General features: G+C 65.3%; 19 protein-coding genes. 9 read left to right on the top strand and 10 right to left on the bottom strand.

Annotation, left to right across the window (positions count from 1 at the left end; all coding sequences use genetic code 11):
• Nucleotides 1-14: 14 nt before the first annotated feature.
• Nucleotides 15-815, bottom strand: a complete 801-nt coding sequence (locus ACV229_RS29005) for an alpha/beta fold hydrolase (RefSeq protein ID WP_448086515.1) — start codon at nt 813-815, stop codon at nt 15-17.
• A 197-nt stretch (nt 816-1,012) separates the two neighbouring features.
• On the bottom strand, nt 1,013-1,930 hold the full coding sequence (locus tag ACV229_RS29000) for a LysR family transcriptional regulator (protein WP_448086514.1): 918 nt from the start codon (nt 1,928-1,930) through the stop codon (nt 1,013-1,015).
• A 202-nt stretch (nt 1,931-2,132) separates the two neighbouring features.
• On the opposite strand from ACV229_RS29000, the gene catA reads away from it, so the two are divergent.
• The 5 genes from catA (at nt 2,133) to ACV229_RS28975 (ending at nt 6,984) form a co-directional block, all read left to right on the top strand.
• Complete coding sequence (gene catA / locus ACV229_RS28995) at nt 2,133-3,053, top strand: catechol 1,2-dioxygenase (protein WP_448086513.1); 921 nt, start codon at nt 2,133-2,135, stop codon at nt 3,051-3,053.
• A 215-nt stretch (nt 3,054-3,268) separates the two neighbouring features.
• Nucleotides 3,269-4,636 carry a benzoate 1,2-dioxygenase large subunit gene (gene benA, locus ACV229_RS28990; RefSeq protein WP_448086512.1) on the top strand — a complete coding sequence of 456 codons (1,368 nt, stop codon included), beginning with the start codon at nt 3,269-3,271 and terminating at the stop codon, nt 4,634-4,636.
• Nucleotides 4,633-5,124 (top strand): benzoate 1,2-dioxygenase small subunit, encoded by a 492-nt coding sequence (gene benB, locus ACV229_RS28985; RefSeq protein WP_448086511.1) that lies wholly within the window; start codon nt 4,633-4,635, stop codon nt 5,122-5,124. The genes benA and benB overlap by 4 nt, the downstream gene beginning before the upstream one ends.
• Nucleotides 5,125-5,161: 37 nt before the next feature.
• The gene (gene benC / locus ACV229_RS28980; protein WP_448086510.1) at nt 5,162-6,196 is read left to right on the top strand and encodes a benzoate 1,2-dioxygenase electron transfer component BenC; all 1,035 of its coding nucleotides are present in this window, start codon (nt 5,162-5,164) and stop codon (nt 6,194-6,196) included.
• Nucleotides 6,193-6,984 carry a 1,6-dihydroxycyclohexa-2,4-diene-1-carboxylate dehydrogenase gene (locus ACV229_RS28975; RefSeq protein WP_448086509.1) on the top strand — a complete coding sequence of 264 codons (792 nt, stop codon included), beginning with the start codon at nt 6,193-6,195 and terminating at the stop codon, nt 6,982-6,984. Before benC ends, ACV229_RS28975 begins: the two co-directional genes overlap by 4 nt.
• Before the next feature lie 125 nt (nt 6,985-7,109).
• Here ACV229_RS28975 and ACV229_RS28970 read toward each other — a convergent pair whose 3' ends face one another.
• The 4 genes from ACV229_RS28970 to ACV229_RS28955 all read right to left on the bottom strand — a co-directional run bounded on the left by ACV229_RS28970 (nt 7,110) and on the right by ACV229_RS28955 (nt 10,213).
• The gene (locus ACV229_RS28970) at nt 7,110-7,586 is read right to left on the bottom strand and encodes a DUF2846 domain-containing protein (RefSeq protein WP_448086508.1); all 477 of its coding nucleotides are present in this window, start codon (nt 7,584-7,586) and stop codon (nt 7,110-7,112) included.
• Nucleotides 7,583-7,999, bottom strand: a complete 417-nt coding sequence (locus ACV229_RS28965; protein ID WP_448086507.1) for a hypothetical protein — start codon at nt 7,997-7,999, stop codon at nt 7,583-7,585. The genes ACV229_RS28970 and ACV229_RS28965 overlap by 4 nt, the downstream gene beginning before the upstream one ends.
• Before the next feature lie 144 nt (nt 8,000-8,143).
• Nucleotides 8,144-8,389, bottom strand: coding sequence for a DUF3717 domain-containing protein (locus tag ACV229_RS28960; protein WP_448086506.1), 246 nt, complete (start codon nt 8,387-8,389; stop codon nt 8,144-8,146).
• Nucleotides 8,390-8,665: 276 nt separating this feature from the next.
• On the bottom strand, nt 8,666-10,213 hold the full coding sequence (locus tag ACV229_RS28955; RefSeq protein ID WP_448086505.1) for an amino acid permease: 1,548 nt from the start codon (nt 10,211-10,213) through the stop codon (nt 8,666-8,668).
• Between the two features lie 621 nt (nt 10,214-10,834).
• Between ACV229_RS28955 and ACV229_RS28950 the strand changes: the two genes are divergently transcribed.
• From ACV229_RS28950 to argG, 3 genes are all read left to right on the top strand, one after another.
• A complete protein-coding gene (locus ACV229_RS28950; RefSeq protein ID WP_448086504.1) occupies nt 10,835-12,370 on the top strand; it encodes a sensor domain-containing diguanylate cyclase in 1,536 nt (511 codons plus the stop codon).
• A gap of 328 nt (nt 12,371-12,698) precedes the next feature.
• A complete protein-coding gene (locus ACV229_RS28945; protein WP_448086503.1) occupies nt 12,699-13,769 on the top strand; it encodes an FUSC family protein in 1,071 nt (356 codons plus the stop codon).
• A gap of 348 nt (nt 13,770-14,117) precedes the next feature.
• Nucleotides 14,118-15,455, top strand: coding sequence for an argininosuccinate synthase (argG, locus tag ACV229_RS28940; protein WP_448086502.1), 1,338 nt, complete (start codon nt 14,118-14,120; stop codon nt 15,453-15,455).
• 373 nt (nt 15,456-15,828) lie between these two features.
• Here argG and ACV229_RS28935 read toward each other — a convergent pair whose 3' ends face one another.
• The 4 genes from ACV229_RS28935 to ACV229_RS28920 form a co-directional block, all read right to left on the bottom strand.
• Entirely contained in the window at nt 15,829-16,089 is a 261-nt protein-coding gene (locus ACV229_RS28935; protein WP_448086501.1) for a PAAR domain-containing protein, read from the bottom strand.
• On the bottom strand, nt 16,086-17,006 hold the full coding sequence (locus ACV229_RS28930; protein ID WP_448086500.1) for a hypothetical protein: 921 nt from the start codon (nt 17,004-17,006) through the stop codon (nt 16,086-16,088). Before ACV229_RS28930 ends, ACV229_RS28935 begins: the two co-directional genes overlap by 4 nt.
• 43 nt (nt 17,007-17,049) lie before the next feature.
• Nucleotides 17,050-18,138: a DUF6708 domain-containing protein gene (locus ACV229_RS28925; protein WP_448086499.1), complete on the bottom strand. Its 1,089-nt coding sequence runs from the start codon at nt 18,136-18,138 to the stop codon at nt 17,050-17,052.
• A gap of 275 nt (nt 18,139-18,413) precedes the next feature.
• The gene (locus ACV229_RS28920; protein WP_448086498.1) at nt 18,414-18,779 is read right to left on the bottom strand and encodes a nuclear transport factor 2 family protein; all 366 of its coding nucleotides are present in this window, start codon (nt 18,777-18,779) and stop codon (nt 18,414-18,416) included.
• 213 nt (nt 18,780-18,992) lie between these two features.
• On the opposite strand from ACV229_RS28920, the gene ACV229_RS28915 reads away from it, so the two are divergent.
• Nucleotides 18,993-19,523, top strand: a complete 531-nt coding sequence (locus tag ACV229_RS28915; RefSeq protein ID WP_448086497.1) for an N-acetyltransferase family protein — start codon at nt 18,993-18,995, stop codon at nt 19,521-19,523.
• Nucleotides 19,524-19,551: the final 28 nt, after the last annotated feature.

The following is a 19,551-nucleotide window of genomic DNA, read 5'->3' as shown; positions in this document are numbered from 1 at the left end:
GCCGCGACGGACGCTCAAGCGCCCGAGCGGTGCAGGAATTCGCTGACTGTCGCGAGCACATCGGCCGTCCGCTCGCGGTGCGGCACGTGCCCGCATTCCTTCATCATCACGACCGACGACGGCCCGGCGACCCGCGACGCGATGCGGTCCGGGTGCGCAGACGAGCCGTATTCGTCCTGCGATCCGTGGATCGACAGCGTCGGACAGCGCACGTTCGACAGCATGTCGTCCAGGCTCCAGTCGCGAAACGCGTCCGACAGCCACGTACCGACCCACGCGCGCAGCACCCATTCCGCCTTGTCGCCGTGATACCGCGCGAGACGCTCGAGCTGGCCGGGCTCGGCGAACTGCCGTTCGGCCTCGCGAATGCCTGCCAGCGTGCGATCCTCGACGAACGCCTGCGCCGCGATCGTCACGACCGCGCGGCATCGATCGGGATGCGCGGCCGCGCACCCCACCGCCATCCCGCCGCCGATGCTGTGGCCGAACGCGACAAACGTCTCGATGCCGAGTTGCTCGCGCAGCGCGTTGAACGCATGGTCCGCCTCGTCGCGCACGAACGACGGCGAGAGCTGCCCCGGATGCGGATCCGACTGGCCGAAGCCGAGCCGGTCGTAGGCAAACACGTCGCGGCGCGTCGCGCGCGCCAGCTGCTCCGGAAAATCGCGCCACAGCGCGACACTGCCGAGCGAATCGTGCAGCAGCACGATCGGGCACGCGGCCGCATCGGGTGCAGGCGCACCGCGCCAGCGTTTCGCGAACAGACGCCCTTGCGGCGTCTCGATCCAGGTCTCCTCGGTCACGATATCGGTCATGTCGGTGTGTCGGATGTTTGAAAGCGGCCGGACACACGCGGTCCGGCAAGTTGGCGGCCATGTTGGCGCGGCGACGCGCAACCCGTCAAGCATGCGCGCTGACGCTTACCCGCGCCTGACGCATGTCGGGTCTCGCCGGAACCGTCGCCTTCGTGCACGGCCCGCTACGATGTCGCGCTAAGTCGCCGCGCCGCGGCTCACTCCTGCTGCGGCGGCAGATACTCCATCTTCGCTTCGTCGTAAAGCCGGTAGATCAGCGCCTGCATCGCGCGAATGTCTTCCGATTCGTCAAGCATGCGCATGCTCATGATGATCGGCGACACGAGGTTCGGATCGTCGAGCGCCTTGTAGCTGATGTCGTCGCGTTTCAGTCCGTACACGCTGTGCGGCACGACCGCGATACCCTCGCCCATCGCCACGAGGCCGAGCGCGATCTGCAGCTCGCGGGTCTCGTAGATGCGCCGCGGTTTCAGCGCGCGATCATGGAACACGGCCAGCACCTGGTCCGCGTAGCTCGGCCGGGGCGCCTTCGGAAAGATGATCAGCGTATCGTTGACGAGGTCGTGCAGCGACAGCACCTCCTTCGCGCTATCGAGCGGATGGCCGAGCGGCAGCGCGACGATCATGCGCTCCTCGCGCAGCACGACGCGCCGCACACTCGGATCCTCGTGACGGATGCGGCCGAACCCGACATCGATCCGCCCCTCCTTCAGCGCCTTGATCTGGTCCATCGTCGACATCTCGTGCAGGCTCAGCTCGACGGCCGGGTATTCGTCGCGAAAGCGCCGGATGATCTTCGGCAGCATCCCGTACAGCGTCGAGCCGACAAATCCGATCGACATGCTCCGTTCGATCTTGCCGATCCGTTTTGTCATCGACTCCAGCTCGGCCGTCTGCGCGAGCAGCTGCACCGCGTGCGAATAGAAAAATCGCCCCGCATCGGTCAGCTTCAGCGGCCGCGCGTTGCGCTCGAACAGCTGCACGCCGAGCGTCTCCTCGAGCTGCTGGATCTGGCGGCTCAGCGGCGGCTGCGCGATATGCAGCCGCTCCGCGGCGCGCGTGAAGTTGCGCTCCTCGGCGACCGCGACGAAGTAACGAAGGTGCCGCAACTCCATTTCAATACCTCGTGGATATGAAACTGATACTAAATCAGTGTTGGACGGTGCATTTCACGCACATCTATCCTTCAACTGCCAGCTCGGAACCCCACAACTATACCCCCAGGGCATCAATGTCCCAAACGGTCCGAACCGGCGCAGGTCAGAGGAAACGCGCGAATCCCGCCGGATCGCAGCCCACCAGAGCCAGGAGAAGACAATGACCCACAGTGACATCGAAGCCCTCGTCGAAGGGTTCATCGTCGGCGCCGCGCAAGGCGAAGCCGATCCCCGCATCCGGCAGGTCGTCGTGCGCCTGACCGCCGACCTGTTCAAGGCGATCGAGGATCTCGACCTGACGCCGTCCGAGGTCTGGAAGGGCATCGAATACCTGTCCGAAGCGGGCGCGACGCACGAGCTCGGCCTGCTCGCCGCGGGCCTCGGTCTCGAACGCTTCCTCGATATCCGGATGGACGAAGCCGAAGCGAACGCAGGTCTGACGGGCGGCACGCCGCGCACGATCGAAGGCCCGCTGTACGTGGCCGGCGCGCCGGCATCGATCGGCTTCGCGCGCCTCGACGACGGCAAGGACGAAGCCGACGGCGACGTGCTGTTCATGCAGGGCACCGTGTACGGCGACAACGGCGCGCCGCTCGCGGGCGCGAAGGTCGAGGTCTGGCACGCGAACCTGCAGGGCAACTACTCGTTCTTCGACAAGACACAAAGCGCGTTCAACCTGCGCCGCACGATCGTCACCGACGCGCACGGCCGCTACCAGTTCCGCAGCATCGTGCCGGTCGGCTACGGCTGCCCGCCCGACGGCACCACGCAGCGCCTGCTCGACAAGCTCGGCCGCCACGGCCGCCGCCCCGCGCACATCCACTTCTTCGTGTCCGCGCCGGGCCATCGCAAGCTGACCACGCAGATCAACATCGACGGCGACGCGTACCTGTGGGACGACTTCGCGTTCGCGAGCCGCGAAGGGCTCGTGCCGGCGATCGAGCGCGTGAGCGCCCCCGCGGATCTCGAACGCCACAGCGTCGACCGGCCGTTCGCGTCGATCGATTTCGATTTCCGGCTGCACGGCGAGCAAGCGGCCGCACCGGACGCCGAAGTGACGCGTATCCGCGCGGCCGCCTGATTCGATTCAACGGCGCATGACGGACTGCACGGGACTGCACGCGCCACCCCCGCCACTTTGCATGAGACCCCGAGCACGCGCCGAAACGCCGGCTTGGGTTGGCCGCTGAACACGCGACCGGAGCACGTGCCGGAGCACGAGCACCGGCCGGCCGCGAAGCATGGGATCGGCGTTGGCGCCAACGCGCTGATTCCGATCGACCAAGGAGACACCCGATGATCCCGATCTACCCCGACCGCGCACCCGCCGTGCGCTCGCTCGACGACTTCCTCATCGAGGACAAGGCCAGCGGCGACTACCGCCTGCACCGCAGCGCGTTCACCGACGAAGCGCTGTTCGAGCTGGAGATGAAGCACATCTTCGAAGGCAACTGGATCTACCTCGCGCACGAGAGCCAGATTCCGAACGTCAACGATTACTACACGACGTACATGGGCCGCCAGCCCGTGTTCATCGCGCGCAACCGCCAGGGCGAGCTGAACGCGTTCGTCAATGCGTGCACGCACCGCGGCGCGATGCTGTGCCGCCACAAGCGCGGCAACAAGGCGACCTACACGTGCCCGTTCCACGGCTGGACCTTCAACAACAGCGGCAAGCTGCTGAAGGTGAAGGACCCGGAAGGTGCCGGCTATCCGGAATGCTTCAACAAGGAAGGCTCGCACGACCTGAAGAAGGTCGCGCGCTTCGAGAGCTATCGCGGCTTCCTGTTCGGCAGCCTGAATCCCGACGTGCCGCCGTTGAAGGAGCACCTCGGCGAAGCGGCGCGCATCATCGACATGATCGTCGATCAGTCATCCGAAGGACTCGAAGTGCTGCGCGGCGCATCGACGTACACGTATGAAGGCAACTGGAAGCTGACCGCCGAGAACGGCGCGGACGGCTATCACGTGTCGGCCGTGCACTGGAACTACGCGGCGACGACGAACCACCGCAAGGAGCAGAACGCGCGCGAGGACAAGATCCGCGCGATGGACGCCGGCAGCTGGGGCCGCCAGGGCGGCGGCTTCTACGCGTTCGAACGCGGCCACATGCTGCTTTGGACGCGCTGGTCGAACCCGGAGGACCGCCCGAACTTCAGCCGCCGCGACGAATTCGCGGAACGCTGCGGCAGCGCGAATGCGGACTGGATGATCCAGAACTCGCGGAACCTGTGCCTGTATCCGAACGTGTACCTGATGGACCAGTTCGGCTCGCAGATCCGCGTGCTGCGTCCGCTGTCGGTGAACCGCACCGAAGTGACGATCTACTGCATCGCGCCGAAGGGCGAGGACGCCGACGCGCGCGCACGCCGCATCCGCCAGTACGAAGACTTCTTCAACGTGAGCGGGATGGCGACGCCCGACGATCTCGAGGAATTCCGCGCGTGCCAGCAGGGCTATGCGGGGATCTCGGTCGCATGGAACGACATGTGCCGCGGCTCGACGCACTGGATCGACGGCCCGGACGACGCCGCGCGCACGATCGGCCTGAACCCGGTGATGAGCGGCGTGAAGACGGAAGACGAAGGGCTCTATACGGTGCAGCACCGCTACTGGGCCGACACGATGAAAAAGGCCATCGAAGCCGAACGGAGCCAAGCATGAACACGATTTCGATCGCCGACATCCAGGCGTTCCTGTACCGCGAAAGCCGCCTGCTCGACGACGAGCATTGGGACGAATGGCTCGCCTGCTACCACCCGGACGCGCAGTTCTGGATGCCGTCGTGGGACGACGACGACACGCTCGTCAGCGATCCGCAGCGCGAGATCTCGCTGATCTTCTATCCGAACCGGCAAGGCCTCGAGGATCGCGTGTTCCGCATCAAGACCGAGCGCTCGAGCGCGACGATGCCGGACACGCGCACGAGCCACAACATCGCGAACGTCGAGCTGGAGAAGCACGAGGACGGCGTGTGCACGGTGCGCTTCAACTGGCACACGCTGAGCTTCCGCTACAAGACCGTGTCGACCTATTTCGGCATGTCGCGTTACGTGATCGATTTCAACGGCGATGCGCCGCAGATCCTGAACAAGTACGTCGTACTGAAGAACGACTACATCAATCAGGTGATCGACGTCTATCACATCTAGTTTCGACAGGTTCCGTCCAGAGGTTGAGGAGACGATCATGGAACACACCATCGCACTGCAATTCGAAGACGGCGTCACGCGCTTCATCGCGTGCCGGGACGGCGAGAAGCTGTCCGACGCCGCCTACCGCCAGCAGATCAACATCCCGCTCGACTGCCGCGACGGCGCATGCGGCACCTGCCGCTGCCATTGCGAGTCGGGCGACTACGAGCTGCCCGAATCGAGCTACATCGAGGACGCGCTGACCGCCGATGAAGCCGCACAGGGCATGGTGCTCGCGTGCCAGACGCGCCCGCGCGGCGACTGCGTGATCCGCGTGCCGGCGTCGTCGACCGCGTGCAAGACCGGCGCCGCGCGCCATGAAGGCACGCTCGCGGCGGTCGAGAAGCTGTCGGATTCGACGATCCATTTCTCGATCGACCTCGACACGCCCGACCAGCTCGGCTTCCTCGCCGGGCAGTACGTGAACGTCGAGATCCCCGGCACGGCGTCGACGCGCTCGTATTCGTTCAGCTCGCAGCCGGGCACGCCGCGCGTGTCGTTCATCGTGCGCAACGTGCCGGGCGGCAAGATGAGCGGCTATCTCGCGCAGGATGCCGCGCCCGGCCAGCGGATCGCGTTTTCGGGGCCGCACGGCAGCTTCTACCTGCGCGACGCCGCGCGGCCCGCGCTGTTCCTCGCGGGCGGAACCGGCATTGCGCCGTTCCTGTCGATGCTCGACGTGTGCGCGGTGCGCACGAACGGCCATCGCGATGGCGCACCACCCGTGCGCATGGTGTACGGCGTGACGAACGACGCCGATCTCGTCGCGCTCCCGCAGCTCGACGACGTCACGCGCCGCCTGCCGGGCTTCGAATACCGGACCTGCGTCGCCGATGCCGGCAGCGCGCATCCGCGCAAGGGCTATGTGACCGCGCACGTCGATCCGGCCTGGCTCAACGATGGCGACGTCGACATCTACCTGTGCGGCCCCGTGCCGATGGTCGATGCGGTGCAGGCGTGGCTGCGCGAATGCGGCGTCACGCCGGCCAACCTGTACTTCGAAAAATTCTCGTCGAGCAACGCCGCATGAACACGCCCCATCCGAACCGCTTCGCGGACAAGGTCGTCGTCGTCACTGGCGCCGGACAAGGGATCGGCCGCGGCGTCGCGCTGCGCGCCGCGCAGGAAGGCGCGACGCTCGTGCTCGTCGACCGCGCGCCGACGGTGGGCGACGTCGTCGCCGACATCGAACAGGAAGGTGGCCGTGCGATCGCGGTGCTCACCGACCTGGAAACGGCCGACGGCGCCGCGCAGATGGCGCAGGCCGCGCACGACGCATTCGGCCGGATCGACGTGCTGATCAACAACGTCGGCGGCACGATCTGGGCGAAGCCGTTCGACGCGTACGAGCCCCGCCAGATCGAGGCCGAGATCCGCCGCTCGCTGTTCCCGACGCTGTGGTGCTGCCACGCGGTGCTGCCGGGGATGATCGAACGCCGGCGCGGCGCGATCGTCAACGTGTCGTCGATCGCGACGCGCAGCATCCACCGGATTCCGTACGCGGCCGCGAAAGGCGGCGTCAATGCGCTGACCGCGAGCCTCGCGTTCGAGCAGGCGCATCACGGGATCCGCGTGAACGCGGTCGCGACGGGCGGCACCGAAGCGCCGCCGCGCATCGTGCCGCGCAACAGCGAGCCCCAGAGCGAGCAGGAAGCGCACTGGTATCAGGCGATCGTCGACCAGACGGTCGCGTCGAGCCCGATGCAGCGCTACGGCACGATCGACGAGCAGGTCGGTGCGATCCTGTTCCTCGCGTCGGACGAGGCGTCGTATGTCACGGGGTCGGTGCTGCCGGTCGGCGGCGGGGATCAGGGCTGATCCGAACACCGTGCAGGCCGAGCATGCCGCGCCGGGCGGGCGGCATCGACCGGCGGCGGGCATCGCTGCCCGCCCGCCGATCCGGGGGCGGTGCGGCCGCGCGGCGGGCGCGCGGCCATCCGGCATCACTTCAGGCGGCTGCCCTGCTGCTGCGCATCCTGCGTATCGCCGGCCGAATACTTCAGGCCGCTGATCGCTTCCATCGCCACGCCCGAATCCTCGAGCGACGGCACGACGCGGCCGACGATCACGCCGAGCGACACCGACGTGCGCACGTACTTCGTCTCGCCGGCATCCAGCGCGAACGAGACCGTCTTTTCCGTTTCGGTCGCGGTCGACACCGTGTACTGGCCGGCCGGCTCATCCACGTAGAAGAAACCGCCCGGCTTCGACTGGCCGACGACGTTGCCGTTCAGCTTGATCTGCGGCTGCAGCCCCGCACCGAACACGGAACCGGAACGGAAGAAGTAGATCCGGCCGTGGTCCGACGCCAGCGTCGGAATCGACGAAGCCATTTCCTTGTATTGCGGCCCCGACGCGCAACCGCTCGCGAGCAACGCGACGCTGCCGGCCAGCAGCAACGAACGGCACATTTTGATCATTGAAGGTCTCCCAGTTGAAGTGGCATGGGTGGATCGAGCGGGGAGAAATGCGTCTCTCCGGGCAGGTAGAAGCCAACGAGCGCGTCGCCGCTCAGCACCAGATAGGCCTCGTGCACCTGGCGCCCCTCGATGGCGAACACCGTGTTTACGGCGCGATACACGCGACCTTGACGGACCGACCCGACGTCACGCCACTGCGAGCCCGCCGCGATCCGGCGTGTGTAGCCGGACGACAGCCGCACCGTCGCTTCCTGCTTCACGACCCTGATCGCCGGGGCGGTTGCCGATGCAACGAGATGCGCGTCCTGCACCGGTATCGCCGGTGCGCATCCCGCGAGCGCAAGTCCGAGCGCGCCGCCTGCCGCGATCCCGAGCCACGCGCGTCGCGCCGCCCGCCGCTTGTTGTTGTTCATTTCGATTCTCCGCTGTCGTGATTCGCGGGATGTCGGCAGAATCGGCGCGGACTTGAACGTCGGCCGCTGCTGCCGGCCGCCCACGAAAAAAAAACGGGAAGCGGCCGGCTTCCCGTTTCGTCGCCCGCGAGCGTCGCCGCGGCCTTACGCCTCGGTCGCGAACAGCGCGTCGCGCTGGTCGGCGCGCAGCGTGTCGAGCGGCACGCTCGACTGCTGATAGCAGATCATCGCGCCGTAGAGTTCGGCGAGACAGTCGCTGCCGGCATCGAGCGCGTAGCCGTCCTCGCCGTTTGGCGCCGGCGGGTACACTTCGCGCCACGCGTTGATCGCGGCTTCGATTCGCACGATGGAGACGGGCTCGGCCGTCCGCTCGGCTGGTGATGCGCTCATGAATTCCTCTCGGTTGCGCGCCCCGCGCGCCGTGCCGGTCCCGACGGGGCGATTGAAACACCGGGCGCCGGCCGGCCGATGCGCCGCGCGCGTCGGTGGCCGGTCCGGCCGGTGCCGGCGCCGTCGGCGCCGACCGGCGCGCAGCCCGGATGGGTCGGGAAATATAACCGGCTTTGACCCCGTGCCGAAAGGGTCCCGCGAAAAAAAACGGGAAGCGCGACGCTTCCCGTTTCATCGTTCGTGTGCGGCGCGCGTCGCGCCGCGCGCCGAGCCGCGCTATGCGACGGTTTCCGGCGTCTGCACGGACTGCGGCTGCCGGCCGCGCTGCGCGTCCCGGCTCGCGGCCAGCCACGGCGCGATCTCCATCTCGTCGTAGCGGACGAAGCGGCACTTCTTCACGAGCCGGTAGCCGGCCCACACCACGAGGAACAGCGGAATGCCGACGTAGGTCGCGAGCACGCCGATCCAGTCGATCTTGTTCGCGAGGAACGCCTGATAGTCCTGGCCGAGCGCGATCACGACGCACAGCACGAACGCGAACAGCGGACCGAACGGGAACCACTTCGACTGGTACGGCAGCTGATCGAGCGAATAGCCCTGCGCGACGTAGCCCTTGCGGAACCGGTAATGGCTGACCGCGATGCCGAGCCATGCGATGAAACCCGTCATCCCGGACGTGTTCAGCAGCCACAGGTAGACCGTCTTGTCGCCGTACAGCGAGCTCAGGAAGCACAGCGCGCCGACGGCCGTCGTTGCGTACAGCGCATTGCGCGGCACGCCGCCCGGTGACAGCTTCGCGAACAGCTTCGGCGCGCGGCCTTCGGTCGCGAGGTTGTACAGCATCCGCGTCGACGCGTACATGCCCGAGTTGCCGGCCGACAGCACGGCGGTCAGGATCACCGCGTTCATCACGCCGGCTGCGAACGCGAGGCCCGCGTGGCGGAACACGAGCGTGAACGGGCTCACGCCGATGTCGGTCACGTCGCTCTTCAGCAGGTTCGGGTCGGTATACGGAATCAGCACGCCGATCACGAAGATCGCGAGCACGTAGAACAGCAGGATCCGCCAGAACACCTGGCGCACCGCGCGCGGGATCGTCGTGCGCGGGTTTTCCGATTCGCCGGCCGCGACGCCGATCAGCTCGGTGCCCTGGAACGAGAAACCCGCGATCATCGCGACGCCCATCAGCGCCGGCAGGCCGCCCGCGAACGGCGCGTCGCCGATCGTCAGGTTGCCCCAGCCGTGATTCGGTGCGCCCTTCAGAATGCCGAAGATCATCAGCAGGCCGACGCCGATGAACGCGACCACGGTGACGACCTTGATCAGCGCGAACCAGTACTCGGCTTCGCCGAACCCGCGCACGGTGAGCGCGTTGAGCAGGAACATCACGCCGAGGAACGCGGCGCTCCACCAGACCCCCGGCACGTCCGGGAACCAGTAGTGCATCACGAGCTGCGCGGCGACCAGCTCGACCGCGATCGTCACCGCCCAGTTGTACCAGTAGTTCCAGCCGAGCGCGAAGCCGAAGCCCTCGTCCACGTATTTCGCGCCGTAGGTCGCGAACGAGCCGGACACCGGCATGAACGCGGCCATCTCGCCGAGGCTCGTCATCAGGAAATAAACCATCAGGCCGATCAGCATGTAGGCGACCATCGCGCCGCCGGGGCCGGCCTGCGAGATCGACGCGCCGGACGCGACGAACAGGCCGGTGCCGATCGAGCCGCCGATCGCGATCATCGTCAGGTGGCGCGCCTTCAGCGCGCGGTGGAGCTTGGGTGGGTTGGCGGACGAACCGGGCCGGTCGGAATTCGGAAGTGCGGACATAAAACGAGACGAACGTTGAGCAGGCAGGCGGCACAGGGAGCCGGCGGCCGCGCGAAATCGGGGCGCGATGCAAGCCCCGACCTGCATTCGAGGCGGCTCCGGGCACGTTGCGCGCCGGGCGCCTGCGGCGAAGCGCGGATTCTACCTGATTCGACCGGATGACAGGGCGCGCAAAACCATCCGGCGCGGCACGCAGGCTGTGCAGAATCAATGGGTTGGATGGGCCGGTGCGCGCTTCGGGCGGTTTCGGCCCGATTGCGGTAGGCGCGGCGGCGCGCGCGTTAAATCGCGGTTTTCAACATGCTGCGCCATTCACCGGACCCCGGCCATCCTGTCGGGAACCGCCGAAAGCCGCCCCAAAGCCGCTAAATCGGTAAAATCGACCAAACTCCCCGCTATTAATCAGACAAAATGAAACGACTCACAAGATTGATTCAAATCAAATCGCACCCACACGACTTGTAACGATACGTAACAAACCGAATCCGGTTTAAATCCGCAACGTCTTTGGCAAAACAGTCAGACGGTTAAAATTCGCGAGATAATACGTATTATCTTGAAATAATTGCCGGGCGGAACCGTCAACAGGCACGTATTTCCGCCATTCCCCACCCCATCAGGATGAAGCAATTCCCGCTGCTGGATGCGTTGCGCCGCTCTATTTCGTCGACGGTCGTGCGGATTCTGTCGCCGAGCGGCGTCATCGTCACGGGCTTTCTGCTGGTGCTGTTCAGCTGGAGTATGTGCGCGTCGGTTTTAATCGAGGCCCGTCGCGACGCTTACAGCCGCGCCGTCGAAAATGCCCGCAACCTGATGCTGCTGATCGAGCGCGACATCGCCCGGAATATCGAGCTGTACGATTTGTCGCTGCAAAACGTCGTCGATGGCGTCAACGATCCGGACATCATGGGCCTGCCGCGGCGCCTGCAGCACCGGATGCTGTTCGACCGCGCGGCGAGCGGCGCCTATCTCGGTTCGATATTCGTGATGGACGCCCACGGCAATATCGTGATCGATTCCCGCGCCGAGCCCGCGCGGCGCGGCAATTTCGCCGACCGCGACTATTTCGCCGCGCAACGCGACGGTCATGCGCACGGCCTCTTCATCAGCCGGCCGTATGCGTCCCGGCTGCGCAACGGCGCGCTGACGATCGCGCTCAGCCGCCGGATCAACCGGCCGGACGGCTCGTTCGGCGGCATCGTCGTCGGCACGCTGAGCATCGACTACTTCCGCGCGCTGCTCGACGGCATCGCGGTCGGCAAGCACGGCACGGCGTCGATCGTCGAGGACAACGGCGCGCTCGTGTGCCGCCAGCCGTACAACCCGGCCCTCGTCGGCCTCGACCTCCACAACGCGCCGATGTTCATCCAGGCGATGACGCAGCACGAAGGCGTGCTGACAGGCGCGGCCTCGATCGACGGCGTGCGCCGCATCTTCGTCTTCCGGCACCTCACCGGCATGCCGCTGATCGTCAACGTCGCGCCCGCCGAAAGCGACGTCTATGCGTCGTGGCGCGACCGCGCGATCTGGGTGGCCGTGCTGGGCGGCGTGTTCAGCGTGTTCATCGCCAGCGGCTCGCTGCTGCTGTCGCGCGAACTGAGGCGCCGGCAGGTCGCCGAATCGAAGCTGTACCGTCTCGCGCACACCGATGCGCTGACGGGCCTCGACAACCGCGGCACGTTCGACGCGGTGCTCGCGAAGGAGGCCCGGCGCGCGAGCCGCGGCGGCCGGCCGCTGTCGGTGCTGTTCGTCGACGTCGATCACTTCAAGGCCTTCAACGACTACTACGGCCACCAGGCAGGCGACGACGTGCTGCGCGAAGTCGCGCAATGCGCATCGCGCTGCCTGCGCCGCCAGGCCGATCACGTCGCGCGCTACGGCGGCGAGGAATTTGTCGTCACGCTGCCCGACACCGACGCGCGCGGCGCGGCGATCGTGGCCGAGGCGATCCGGCGGGCGATCGCCGGGCTTGGCGTCGAGCACGTGAAGAGCCCGTACGGGTGCGTGACGGCCAGCATCGGCGTCGCGACCACCGCGGACGATCGCACGATCAGCGCCGAAACACTGCTGAAGCTCGCCGACGAGGCGCTTTATCGCGCGAAATCCGGCGGGCGCAACCGCGTGTGCGAGGCCGGGCAGTGCCGCGAGGAAGCGTGAGCGCGCAACGGGATGACGGCCGGGGCCCTTCCCGCATCTCCCGCATCTCCCGCATCTCCCGCACCTTCCGCACCTTCCGCACCCTCCGCACCCTCCGCACCTCCCGCACCTCCCGCACCTCCCGCACCTCCCGCACCTCCCGCATCTCCCGCATCTCCCGCATCTCCCGCACCTTCACGCACCTTCCCGCCCCCTGCCGGTCGCTGAATACCGCCGCGCCAACGTGGACAGCCCGTGCACGTTCGGCTAGCGTTACGTCTGATCGCAGCCGCGATGCGCCGCCGGCCGAACCGCCGCCGACACGTTTCCCCGTCACTCGCTTTCCGTCATGACCGCCTCGCTCCACACCCGGCTGCCGACCGTCGTCCGTAGCGCGCTGCGCCCGCTGCTCGACCCTTATCGCCGCTACCGTCACGCGAAACTGATCCACGCGGCGCGCGTCGCGCTCGCGATCCTCGTGTCGATCGGCCTGTCGACCGGCCTGCGGATGCCGCACGGCGAATGGTCGACGATCACCGTGCTGATCGTCGTCGGCGGTCTCCAGCACCACGGCAATATCCGCAAGAAGGCGGCCGAGCGCGCGCTCGGCACGTCGATCGGCGCGCTCGCCGGCCTGCTGCTGATCCTGCTGTACTCGGCCGTGCATGCGCCGCTCGCGATCTACGTCGTGATGGCGGTCGCCTGCGGCGTGTGCGCCTATCACGCGATCGGCAAGGCCGGCTACATCGCGCTGCTGTCGGCGATCACGATGGTGATCGTCGCCGGGCACGGCGACAACGAGATCGTCGACGGCCTGTGGCGCGCGGTGAACGTGCTGACCGGCATCGCGATCGCGCTGGCGTTCTCGTTCGCGCTGCCGCTCTACGCGACCTATTCGTGGCGCTACAGGCTCGCCGACGCGCTGCGCGCGTGCGCCGGCGTGCATGCGCGGATCGCGGGCGACCGGCATGTCAGCGACGAGACGCACCTGAAGGACATGGCCGCGCTGAGCGCGCTGCTCGTGCAATTGCGTTCGCTGATGCCGTCCGTCTCGAAGGAATGCGAGATCTCGATGCCGCAGCTCGAGGCGATCCAGCGCAACCTGCGCCTGTGCATCAGCTACCTCGAGATTCTCGCGAGCGTGCTGCCGGCGCGCGACGACACGGCTGCCCGCGAGTACCTGCGCGTCGCGATGAAGGCGACGAACCGGAACATCCGCGACACGCTCGTCGGCGCGAGCCGCGCACTCAAGTTCGGCACGCCGGGCCGGCTCGGCGGGGCGCGGCGTCGCCCGGCGGCGCCGCTGGACGCGCCGCCGCCGCAGTTGTCGGGCTATGTGTCGATTTCGGTGAAGCTGGCCGGCGAGGTGGATCAACTGCGCGAGCGGCTGCTTGATACCGCGCGGTCGTGGAATATCTGAGTGTCGGGGTGGCCGGGCGCACTCGTTTGGTGCAGATAACGTCGACGGCATCGCGCTTCGCGCAAACGGCGACTGTCCGGGCCTGCGCGGGCATGCACGGGCTTGTTCGAGCCTGTCCGGGCCGTGATCCCGCCCCGTCGCCGCCCGGCAACCGGCCGCCAGCCGCGGTTCCGTCCCCTGAAGATCGGCCGCTGCGCGGCGTCTCGGGCAGGCCTGCCAACCCGCCCGAGCGGCCCGGCTGACGGCCTCGCGCCCGAAATCAACCCTTGCCCCAAGCCCTCGGACAGCCGATACTCGCATATTCCGCGAAATACAACCCCTCCCGGACTTCAATCCACGGTAATTCCTATGAGCACGATTCTCGAAAGCCTCCCGACCGGCCAGAAGGTTGGTATCGCCTTCTCCGGCGGCCTGGACACCAGCGCCGCGCTGCACTGGATGAAACTCAAGGGCGCCGTCCCGTACGCATACACGGCGAACCTCGGCCAGCCCGACGAAGACGACTACGATGCGATCCCGAAGCGCGCGATGGAATACGGCGCAGCCGGTGCGCGCCTGATCGACTGTCGTGCTCAGCTCGTGGCCGAAGGCATCGCGGCGCTGCAGAGCGGCGCGTTCCACATCACGACGGCCGGCGTCACGTACTTCAATACCACGCCGATCGGCCGCGCCGTCACGGGCACGATGCTCGTCGCCGCGATGAAGGAAGACGGCGTCAACATCTGGGGCGACGGCAGCACGTACAAGGGCAACGACATCGAGCGCTTCTACCGCTACGGCCTGCTCGTGAACCCGGACCTGAAGATCTACAAGCCGTGGCTCGACCAGACGTTCATCGACGAACTCGGCGGCCGCGCCGAAATGTCCGAATTCATGCGCCAGGCGGGCTTCGCGTACAAGATGTCGGCCGAGAAGGCGTATTCGACCGACTCGAACCTGCTCGGCGCGACGCACGAGGCGAAGGACCTGGAAAGCCTCGAAAGCGGCATCAAGATCGTGAACCCGATCATGGGTGTCGCGTTCTGGCGCGACGACGTGAAGATCGCCGCGGAAGAAGTGACGGTGCGCTTCGAAGCCGGCCAGCCGGTCGCGCTGAACGGCGTCGAGTTCAAGGACCCGGTCGAGCTGCTGCTCGAGGCGAACCGCATCGGCGGCCGCCACGGCCTCGGCATGAGCGACCAGATCGAGAACCGGATCATTGAGGCGAAGAGCCGCGGCATCTACGAAGCCCCGGGCCTCGCGCTGCTGTACATCGCCTACGAGCGTCTCGTCACCGGCATCCATAACGAAGACACGATCGAGCAGTACCGCGAGAACGGCCGCCGTCTCGGCCGCCTGCTGTACCAGGGCCGCTGGTTCGACCCGCAGGCGATCATGCTGCGCGAAACGGCACAGCGCTGGGTCGCGCGCGCGATCACCGGCGAAGTGAAGATCGAACTGCGCCGCGGCAACGACTACTCGATCCTGAGCACGAAGTCGCCGAACCTCACGTACCAGCCGGAGCGCCTGTCGATGGAGAAGGTTGCGTCGACGTTCTCGCCGCGCGACCGGATCGGCCAGCTCACGATGCGCAACCTCGACATCACCGATACCCGCGACAAGCTGCGCGTGTACACGCAGGTCGGGCTGCTGACGCCGGGCGAATCGTCGGCGCTGCCGCAAATCAAGGACGACAGCGACAAGTAACGCGCTGTCGTTCGCGGCCGGGCGGCGCGGGTGATGCGTCGTCCGGTCGGGCAGGCAGTGCGCGCTTTCGTTGTGCGCGCTGCCTGCCGGCCCCCCCTTCTTCCCGCCTCTCGTTCCTTCCGTGGCCGCGCATGCGTGCGTTGCCGCAGTTGTTCCACACGATCCTTGCGTTCCATCGTCACGCATCGTCGCGCGCTTGCTGCCGTCGATCTGCGTTGCGCCACGCTCGAACCGCGCTGCAACGCCGACGCAATCATGGCAAGCTGCGTGTCGTCCACCGCCTGCCCCACTCCCATGTCACCCCTGACGGTCATTCACGTGAACGGCCCGATCAACAGCGGCTAGACCACGAATACCGTACGTGCACGGTGCACTAGTCAAGCGATGAAATCAATCGCGCTCCACACTCCGTCGGATCGTTGTGAAACGCAACCGGTGTACCGTGGTGCTGGCGCGTGCTGTTTTCCGGGAGAATCTTGAACTGCCCGCCGCACTTCGGACACTCCGTCAGATGCCCCTCCAGCGCGACGGGAATGCCCTGCGCCTTCAGATCGTCGCTTGCGGTGATCACGTGGCCACCGTGGGTTGTCATGTCATGCAGGCGAATTACGCCACGGCCGCGTTCATCTTTCATGACGATTGCATTCCTTGAGACGTTTCAGCGGTCGGTCGGCTCACCGCAGCATAGAACACGCGGAACCACATCCGATAAGCCAGGCCAGTGCCGGCGAGAACAGTAACCGTCAGCATCCCGGACATTAAATTAGCGGTGCCAAGCACGTTGCCTAATATGCTCAGTGCCACATAAACCAACAGCGAAACAGACGCCATCGCCGCGAGCGACGCCCCCAGTAGACGCCAGCCGTGCAGGCGACTGAGATCACGAGGCAACCCGAGCATCGCTCCCGCGAAGACTAGCGCTGTAGGAATGGCAGCCGTACCAATGTAGTTGAGCATAACGAGCTTGAGATCGTCGTCAAAGTAGTCGAGCAACATCTGCATCGCTTGTGTCATGAAAGACAGTAATACGCTGGCAAACAGCCATGCCGCGAGACCGGCAATGCGCCGCCTTGCATTGCCAGGCAGCGTCAGGGGTAATGCATCTTTGCGCAACATGTGTGTAATGAACCACCATGTCAGCCAAGCCACGAGCGTATAAAGTACGGCATTCAGCGGGGTGATTATCGTCACGATGAGACTAAGATTGGCTGCGTCGTCGCTCAAACTTCGTATCAGCGCTTGAAATATCCATATCTGCGCGATCTGCCAACCTAGCAGGCATGATGCATAGACCGTCAGCAGCAATGCGGGGCGACGGAACGCAAGTTGACCTCGCTGTTCCCCATGCCATAGGACAATCAGAAAAACCAGACCGGCTCGAAACACCAGGCTACCGATAAGATTGGCCAGCTGCACGGCCAGCACATCAGCGGATAGTGAAGACGCCTTCGACAGAAAGTAGAGGCTGCTTAGAAATGGCGCAGCGGTGACGGCCGCTGCGATGACGGCGGCCGTGCAGGGTAACGAGACGGGTCGGGCTTGTGAATTCATGTCGATTCCGGGGTAAATGAGGTATCGCGACCACACTCATTTTTCATGATGCATTTTGTTGAACGACATATGCCGTGGCCGGATTCTTGAGCCACGCAACAGCGCAGCGTTTGCCATCCGGTTCGCCGGTCCAGCCTTCGATCTTGGCTTTCGCTTCGTTTGGGTAATCTCCGCGCCGCTGGGCCAGTACGGTATCCCCCCAACCGACGGGCGTACCTGGGCGCGGCTGTGCATAGGGATCATTCGGATCCACCTCGCTGATCTCCTCGATCTCCGCAGGCCAGACCGGATCGCGACTGGTCGAATTGGCGAGGATGCGCATCGCGGTAAAAACGACGATAAACGGCATCATGATGAGGCGCCAGAACACGGGGGCCTGCATGCCGACGCCGTACAGCGAGAACAGGAATGACTCGCGCGGTGTCTCGTCCTCCGTATGAAACAGCATCGGCTTGGGCAGACCGTTCGGTCCGTCGTTCATGTACTTGCACCAGTAGTTCCACTGCGCCAGCGCCATTTCGACCTCGGCGGCCGGCATCCATTCGCGGCCGATAGAAAAGACTCGCGTGACGTTGCCTCGGTCGTCGACCGTGTAATGACGGATGTGGAACAACTCACCGAATGTCGACATTTCGCGATGCAGGCAGAAGATTGAGTCATTCGACCACGGCACGTCCCACACGACGTCACCCTCGCCGGGCTTGGCGAAGTAGCGACGCTTGCGGATCGCGTACAGCTTGCGCTTGTCGCGGTGAAAGCGGATCGGGCGGCGGCGAAAACCAAAGAACAAGTCTTGCCCGAATTTCCATACAATAAAGGCGAAAATCAGTGAGATCAGCAAGGCAAAGAGGTCACCTATCGTACTGCCAGCATATGGATAACGAATTTCCGTGAGCCAATACAGGTACGGGCCGATACAAACTCCAGCGATACCAATCGGAATTGCAGCAGCGAACCATTGCTTCTCCAGAAAAGACGGCTCGATCACGTCCATGTATATGCCATTAATTTTGAATACCGTTCCAGAATCTTGTGCATCCGGGCCGACATGTTGATCAATGCGCAATCGGTGCGCCATGTCCCATTCCGGGACTGGCTTACCTACGCACTTTTTCATCAATCTCTCGTCCACGCTCAACCTCCAATTGCCGAATTAAATGCTTTCAGTTCATCGTCAAGTGTCTGATACCGTTCTCCGGTACTAAACTTGCATCGCTTGACCCAATCGCTTGGTTCCGAAGCTTTCAGCAGCGCAATTCCGATGGCGACGAGGATAGACACAATGAAAACCGGCCAAAATAGAGGACATGAGGTGGCGTGACGGCCCAATAGCCGGGCGATGCCAACGGCAGGTCATTACGCGCAAGCGGCACGCAGTGACTCACCACGCCGCATCGAGGCCGCCCCTCAGGCTGCGTAGTGCGCAAACGCCTTCTGCACGCGATGATCGGGGCCGAAGTGGAAAACCTCCACGGCATTCCGTCCGTTCGCGCCGCGATAATGAATGGCGACGCTATTCACGCCCGCCAGCACGGAGACGAGCTCGAAACGCAGATCCGGAATCAGCTGAAGCGCCTTCGACCAGTACGCGCCGACCGCCTCCTTGCCGCGCAGGCACCCGTCAGGCTCCCCCGCAATCCGGACGATCATCGGGGAATGCATGTCGAACGCGTCGTCGTAGTGCGAAAGAATGCGGTCGAGATCATGCGCGTTCCACGCATCGATCCACTCCTGCGCAAAGCGTTGCGCGAACTCGTCCGTGATCTGTTCCATGTGGCTTGCCGTCTCCGTATCGCGCGTTGCTTGAATATCGTTACGCGAGCCCGAGTCTAGCAGCACCCTCGATGCTCCTGCGATGCCCGCGGTCGGTCACATTCGGCCAATCACCCGGACGGGTCGCAGGCGTCGCCCACGTTGACAAGTCCGGCCGCGAACTCTAATTTACTGGATACTCAATCCACTAAACTGGAATTCGCGGAGAACCCGATGACCGACAACATCACGATCCGCCGCATCGGCCCGAACGAGGCGATGGCCAGCGTCGACGCATTGGCCGATGTGCTGATCGACTGCGTCGAGGGCGGCGCGTCCGTCAGCTTCATGCTGCCGATATCGCGGAGCACCGCGCTGCAGTTCTGGCGGCAGGTCGCGGATGGCGTCGTGCGTGACGAGCGCATCCTGCTCGTTGCCGAAAATGCGGACGGCCAGGTCGTCGGCACCGTGCAATTGATCACCGCGATGCCGGACAACCAGCCTCATCGTGCCGACGTTGCAAAGATGCTGGTCCGCCGCGACGCGCGACGACTCGGCATCGGCGCACGCCTGATGGCCGCGGTGGACGACGCGGCCCGGGCGGCGGGCAAGTCCGTGCTCGTCCTCGACACCGTGACGGGCAGCGATGCCGCGCGACTGTACGAGCGATCAGGCTGGCAACGTGTCGGCGACGTGCCCAACTACGCGCTGATGCCTGATGGCCGGTTCTGCGGGACGACGTTCTTTCACAAGCAACTGGGTTGAGACGGTATCGGTGTCGGCCCGAAACAGT

Source organism: Burkholderia sp. MR1-5-21 (assembly GCF_053427715.1).
Note: the sequence above shows the minus strand (reverse complement) of the source record. Positions and strands in the feature narration are given on the sequence as shown.

What these genes read in the sequence shown, in the direction of transcription:
- ACV229_RS29005 (WP_448086515.1), bottom strand. Translation starts at nt 815, where the DNA reads ATGACCGATATCGTGACCGAGGAGACCTGGATCGAGACGCCGCAAGGG.
- ACV229_RS29000 (WP_448086514.1), bottom strand. Translation starts at nt 1,930, where the DNA reads ATGGAGTTGCGGCACCTTCGTTACTTCGTCGCGGTCGCCGAGGAGCGC.
- catA (WP_448086513.1), top strand. Translation starts at nt 2,133, where the DNA reads ATGACCCACAGTGACATCGAAGCCCTCGTCGAAGGGTTCATCGTCGGC.
- benA (WP_448086512.1), top strand. Translation starts at nt 3,269, where the DNA reads ATGATCCCGATCTACCCCGACCGCGCACCCGCCGTGCGCTCGCTCGAC.
- benB (WP_448086511.1), top strand. Translation starts at nt 4,633, where the DNA reads ATGAACACGATTTCGATCGCCGACATCCAGGCGTTCCTGTACCGCGAA.
- benC (WP_448086510.1), top strand. Translation starts at nt 5,162, where the DNA reads ATGGAACACACCATCGCACTGCAATTCGAAGACGGCGTCACGCGCTTC.
- ACV229_RS28975 (WP_448086509.1), top strand. Translation starts at nt 6,193, where the DNA reads ATGAACACGCCCCATCCGAACCGCTTCGCGGACAAGGTCGTCGTCGTC.
- ACV229_RS28970 (WP_448086508.1), bottom strand. Translation starts at nt 7,586, where the DNA reads ATGATCAAAATGTGCCGTTCGTTGCTGCTGGCCGGCAGCGTCGCGTTG.
- ACV229_RS28965 (WP_448086507.1), bottom strand. Translation starts at nt 7,999, where the DNA reads ATGAACAACAACAAGCGGCGGGCGGCGCGACGCGCGTGGCTCGGGATC.
- ACV229_RS28960 (WP_448086506.1), bottom strand. Translation starts at nt 8,389, where the DNA reads ATGAGCGCATCACCAGCCGAGCGGACGGCCGAGCCCGTCTCCATCGTG.
- ACV229_RS28955 (WP_448086505.1), bottom strand. Translation starts at nt 10,213, where the DNA reads ATGTCCGCACTTCCGAATTCCGACCGGCCCGGTTCGTCCGCCAACCCA.
- ACV229_RS28950 (WP_448086504.1), top strand. Translation starts at nt 10,835, where the DNA reads ATGAAGCAATTCCCGCTGCTGGATGCGTTGCGCCGCTCTATTTCGTCG.
- ACV229_RS28945 (WP_448086503.1), top strand. Translation starts at nt 12,699, where the DNA reads ATGACCGCCTCGCTCCACACCCGGCTGCCGACCGTCGTCCGTAGCGCG.
- argG (WP_448086502.1), top strand. Translation starts at nt 14,118, where the DNA reads ATGAGCACGATTCTCGAAAGCCTCCCGACCGGCCAGAAGGTTGGTATC.
- ACV229_RS28935 (WP_448086501.1), bottom strand. Translation starts at nt 16,089, where the DNA reads ATGAAAGATGAACGCGGCCGTGGCGTAATTCGCCTGCATGACATGACA.
- ACV229_RS28930 (WP_448086500.1), bottom strand. Translation starts at nt 17,006, where the DNA reads ATGAATTCACAAGCCCGACCCGTCTCGTTACCCTGCACGGCCGCCGTC.
- ACV229_RS28920 (WP_448086498.1), bottom strand. Translation starts at nt 18,779, where the DNA reads ATGGAACAGATCACGGACGAGTTCGCGCAACGCTTTGCGCAGGAGTGG.
- ACV229_RS28915 (WP_448086497.1), top strand. Translation starts at nt 18,993, where the DNA reads ATGACCGACAACATCACGATCCGCCGCATCGGCCCGAACGAGGCGATG.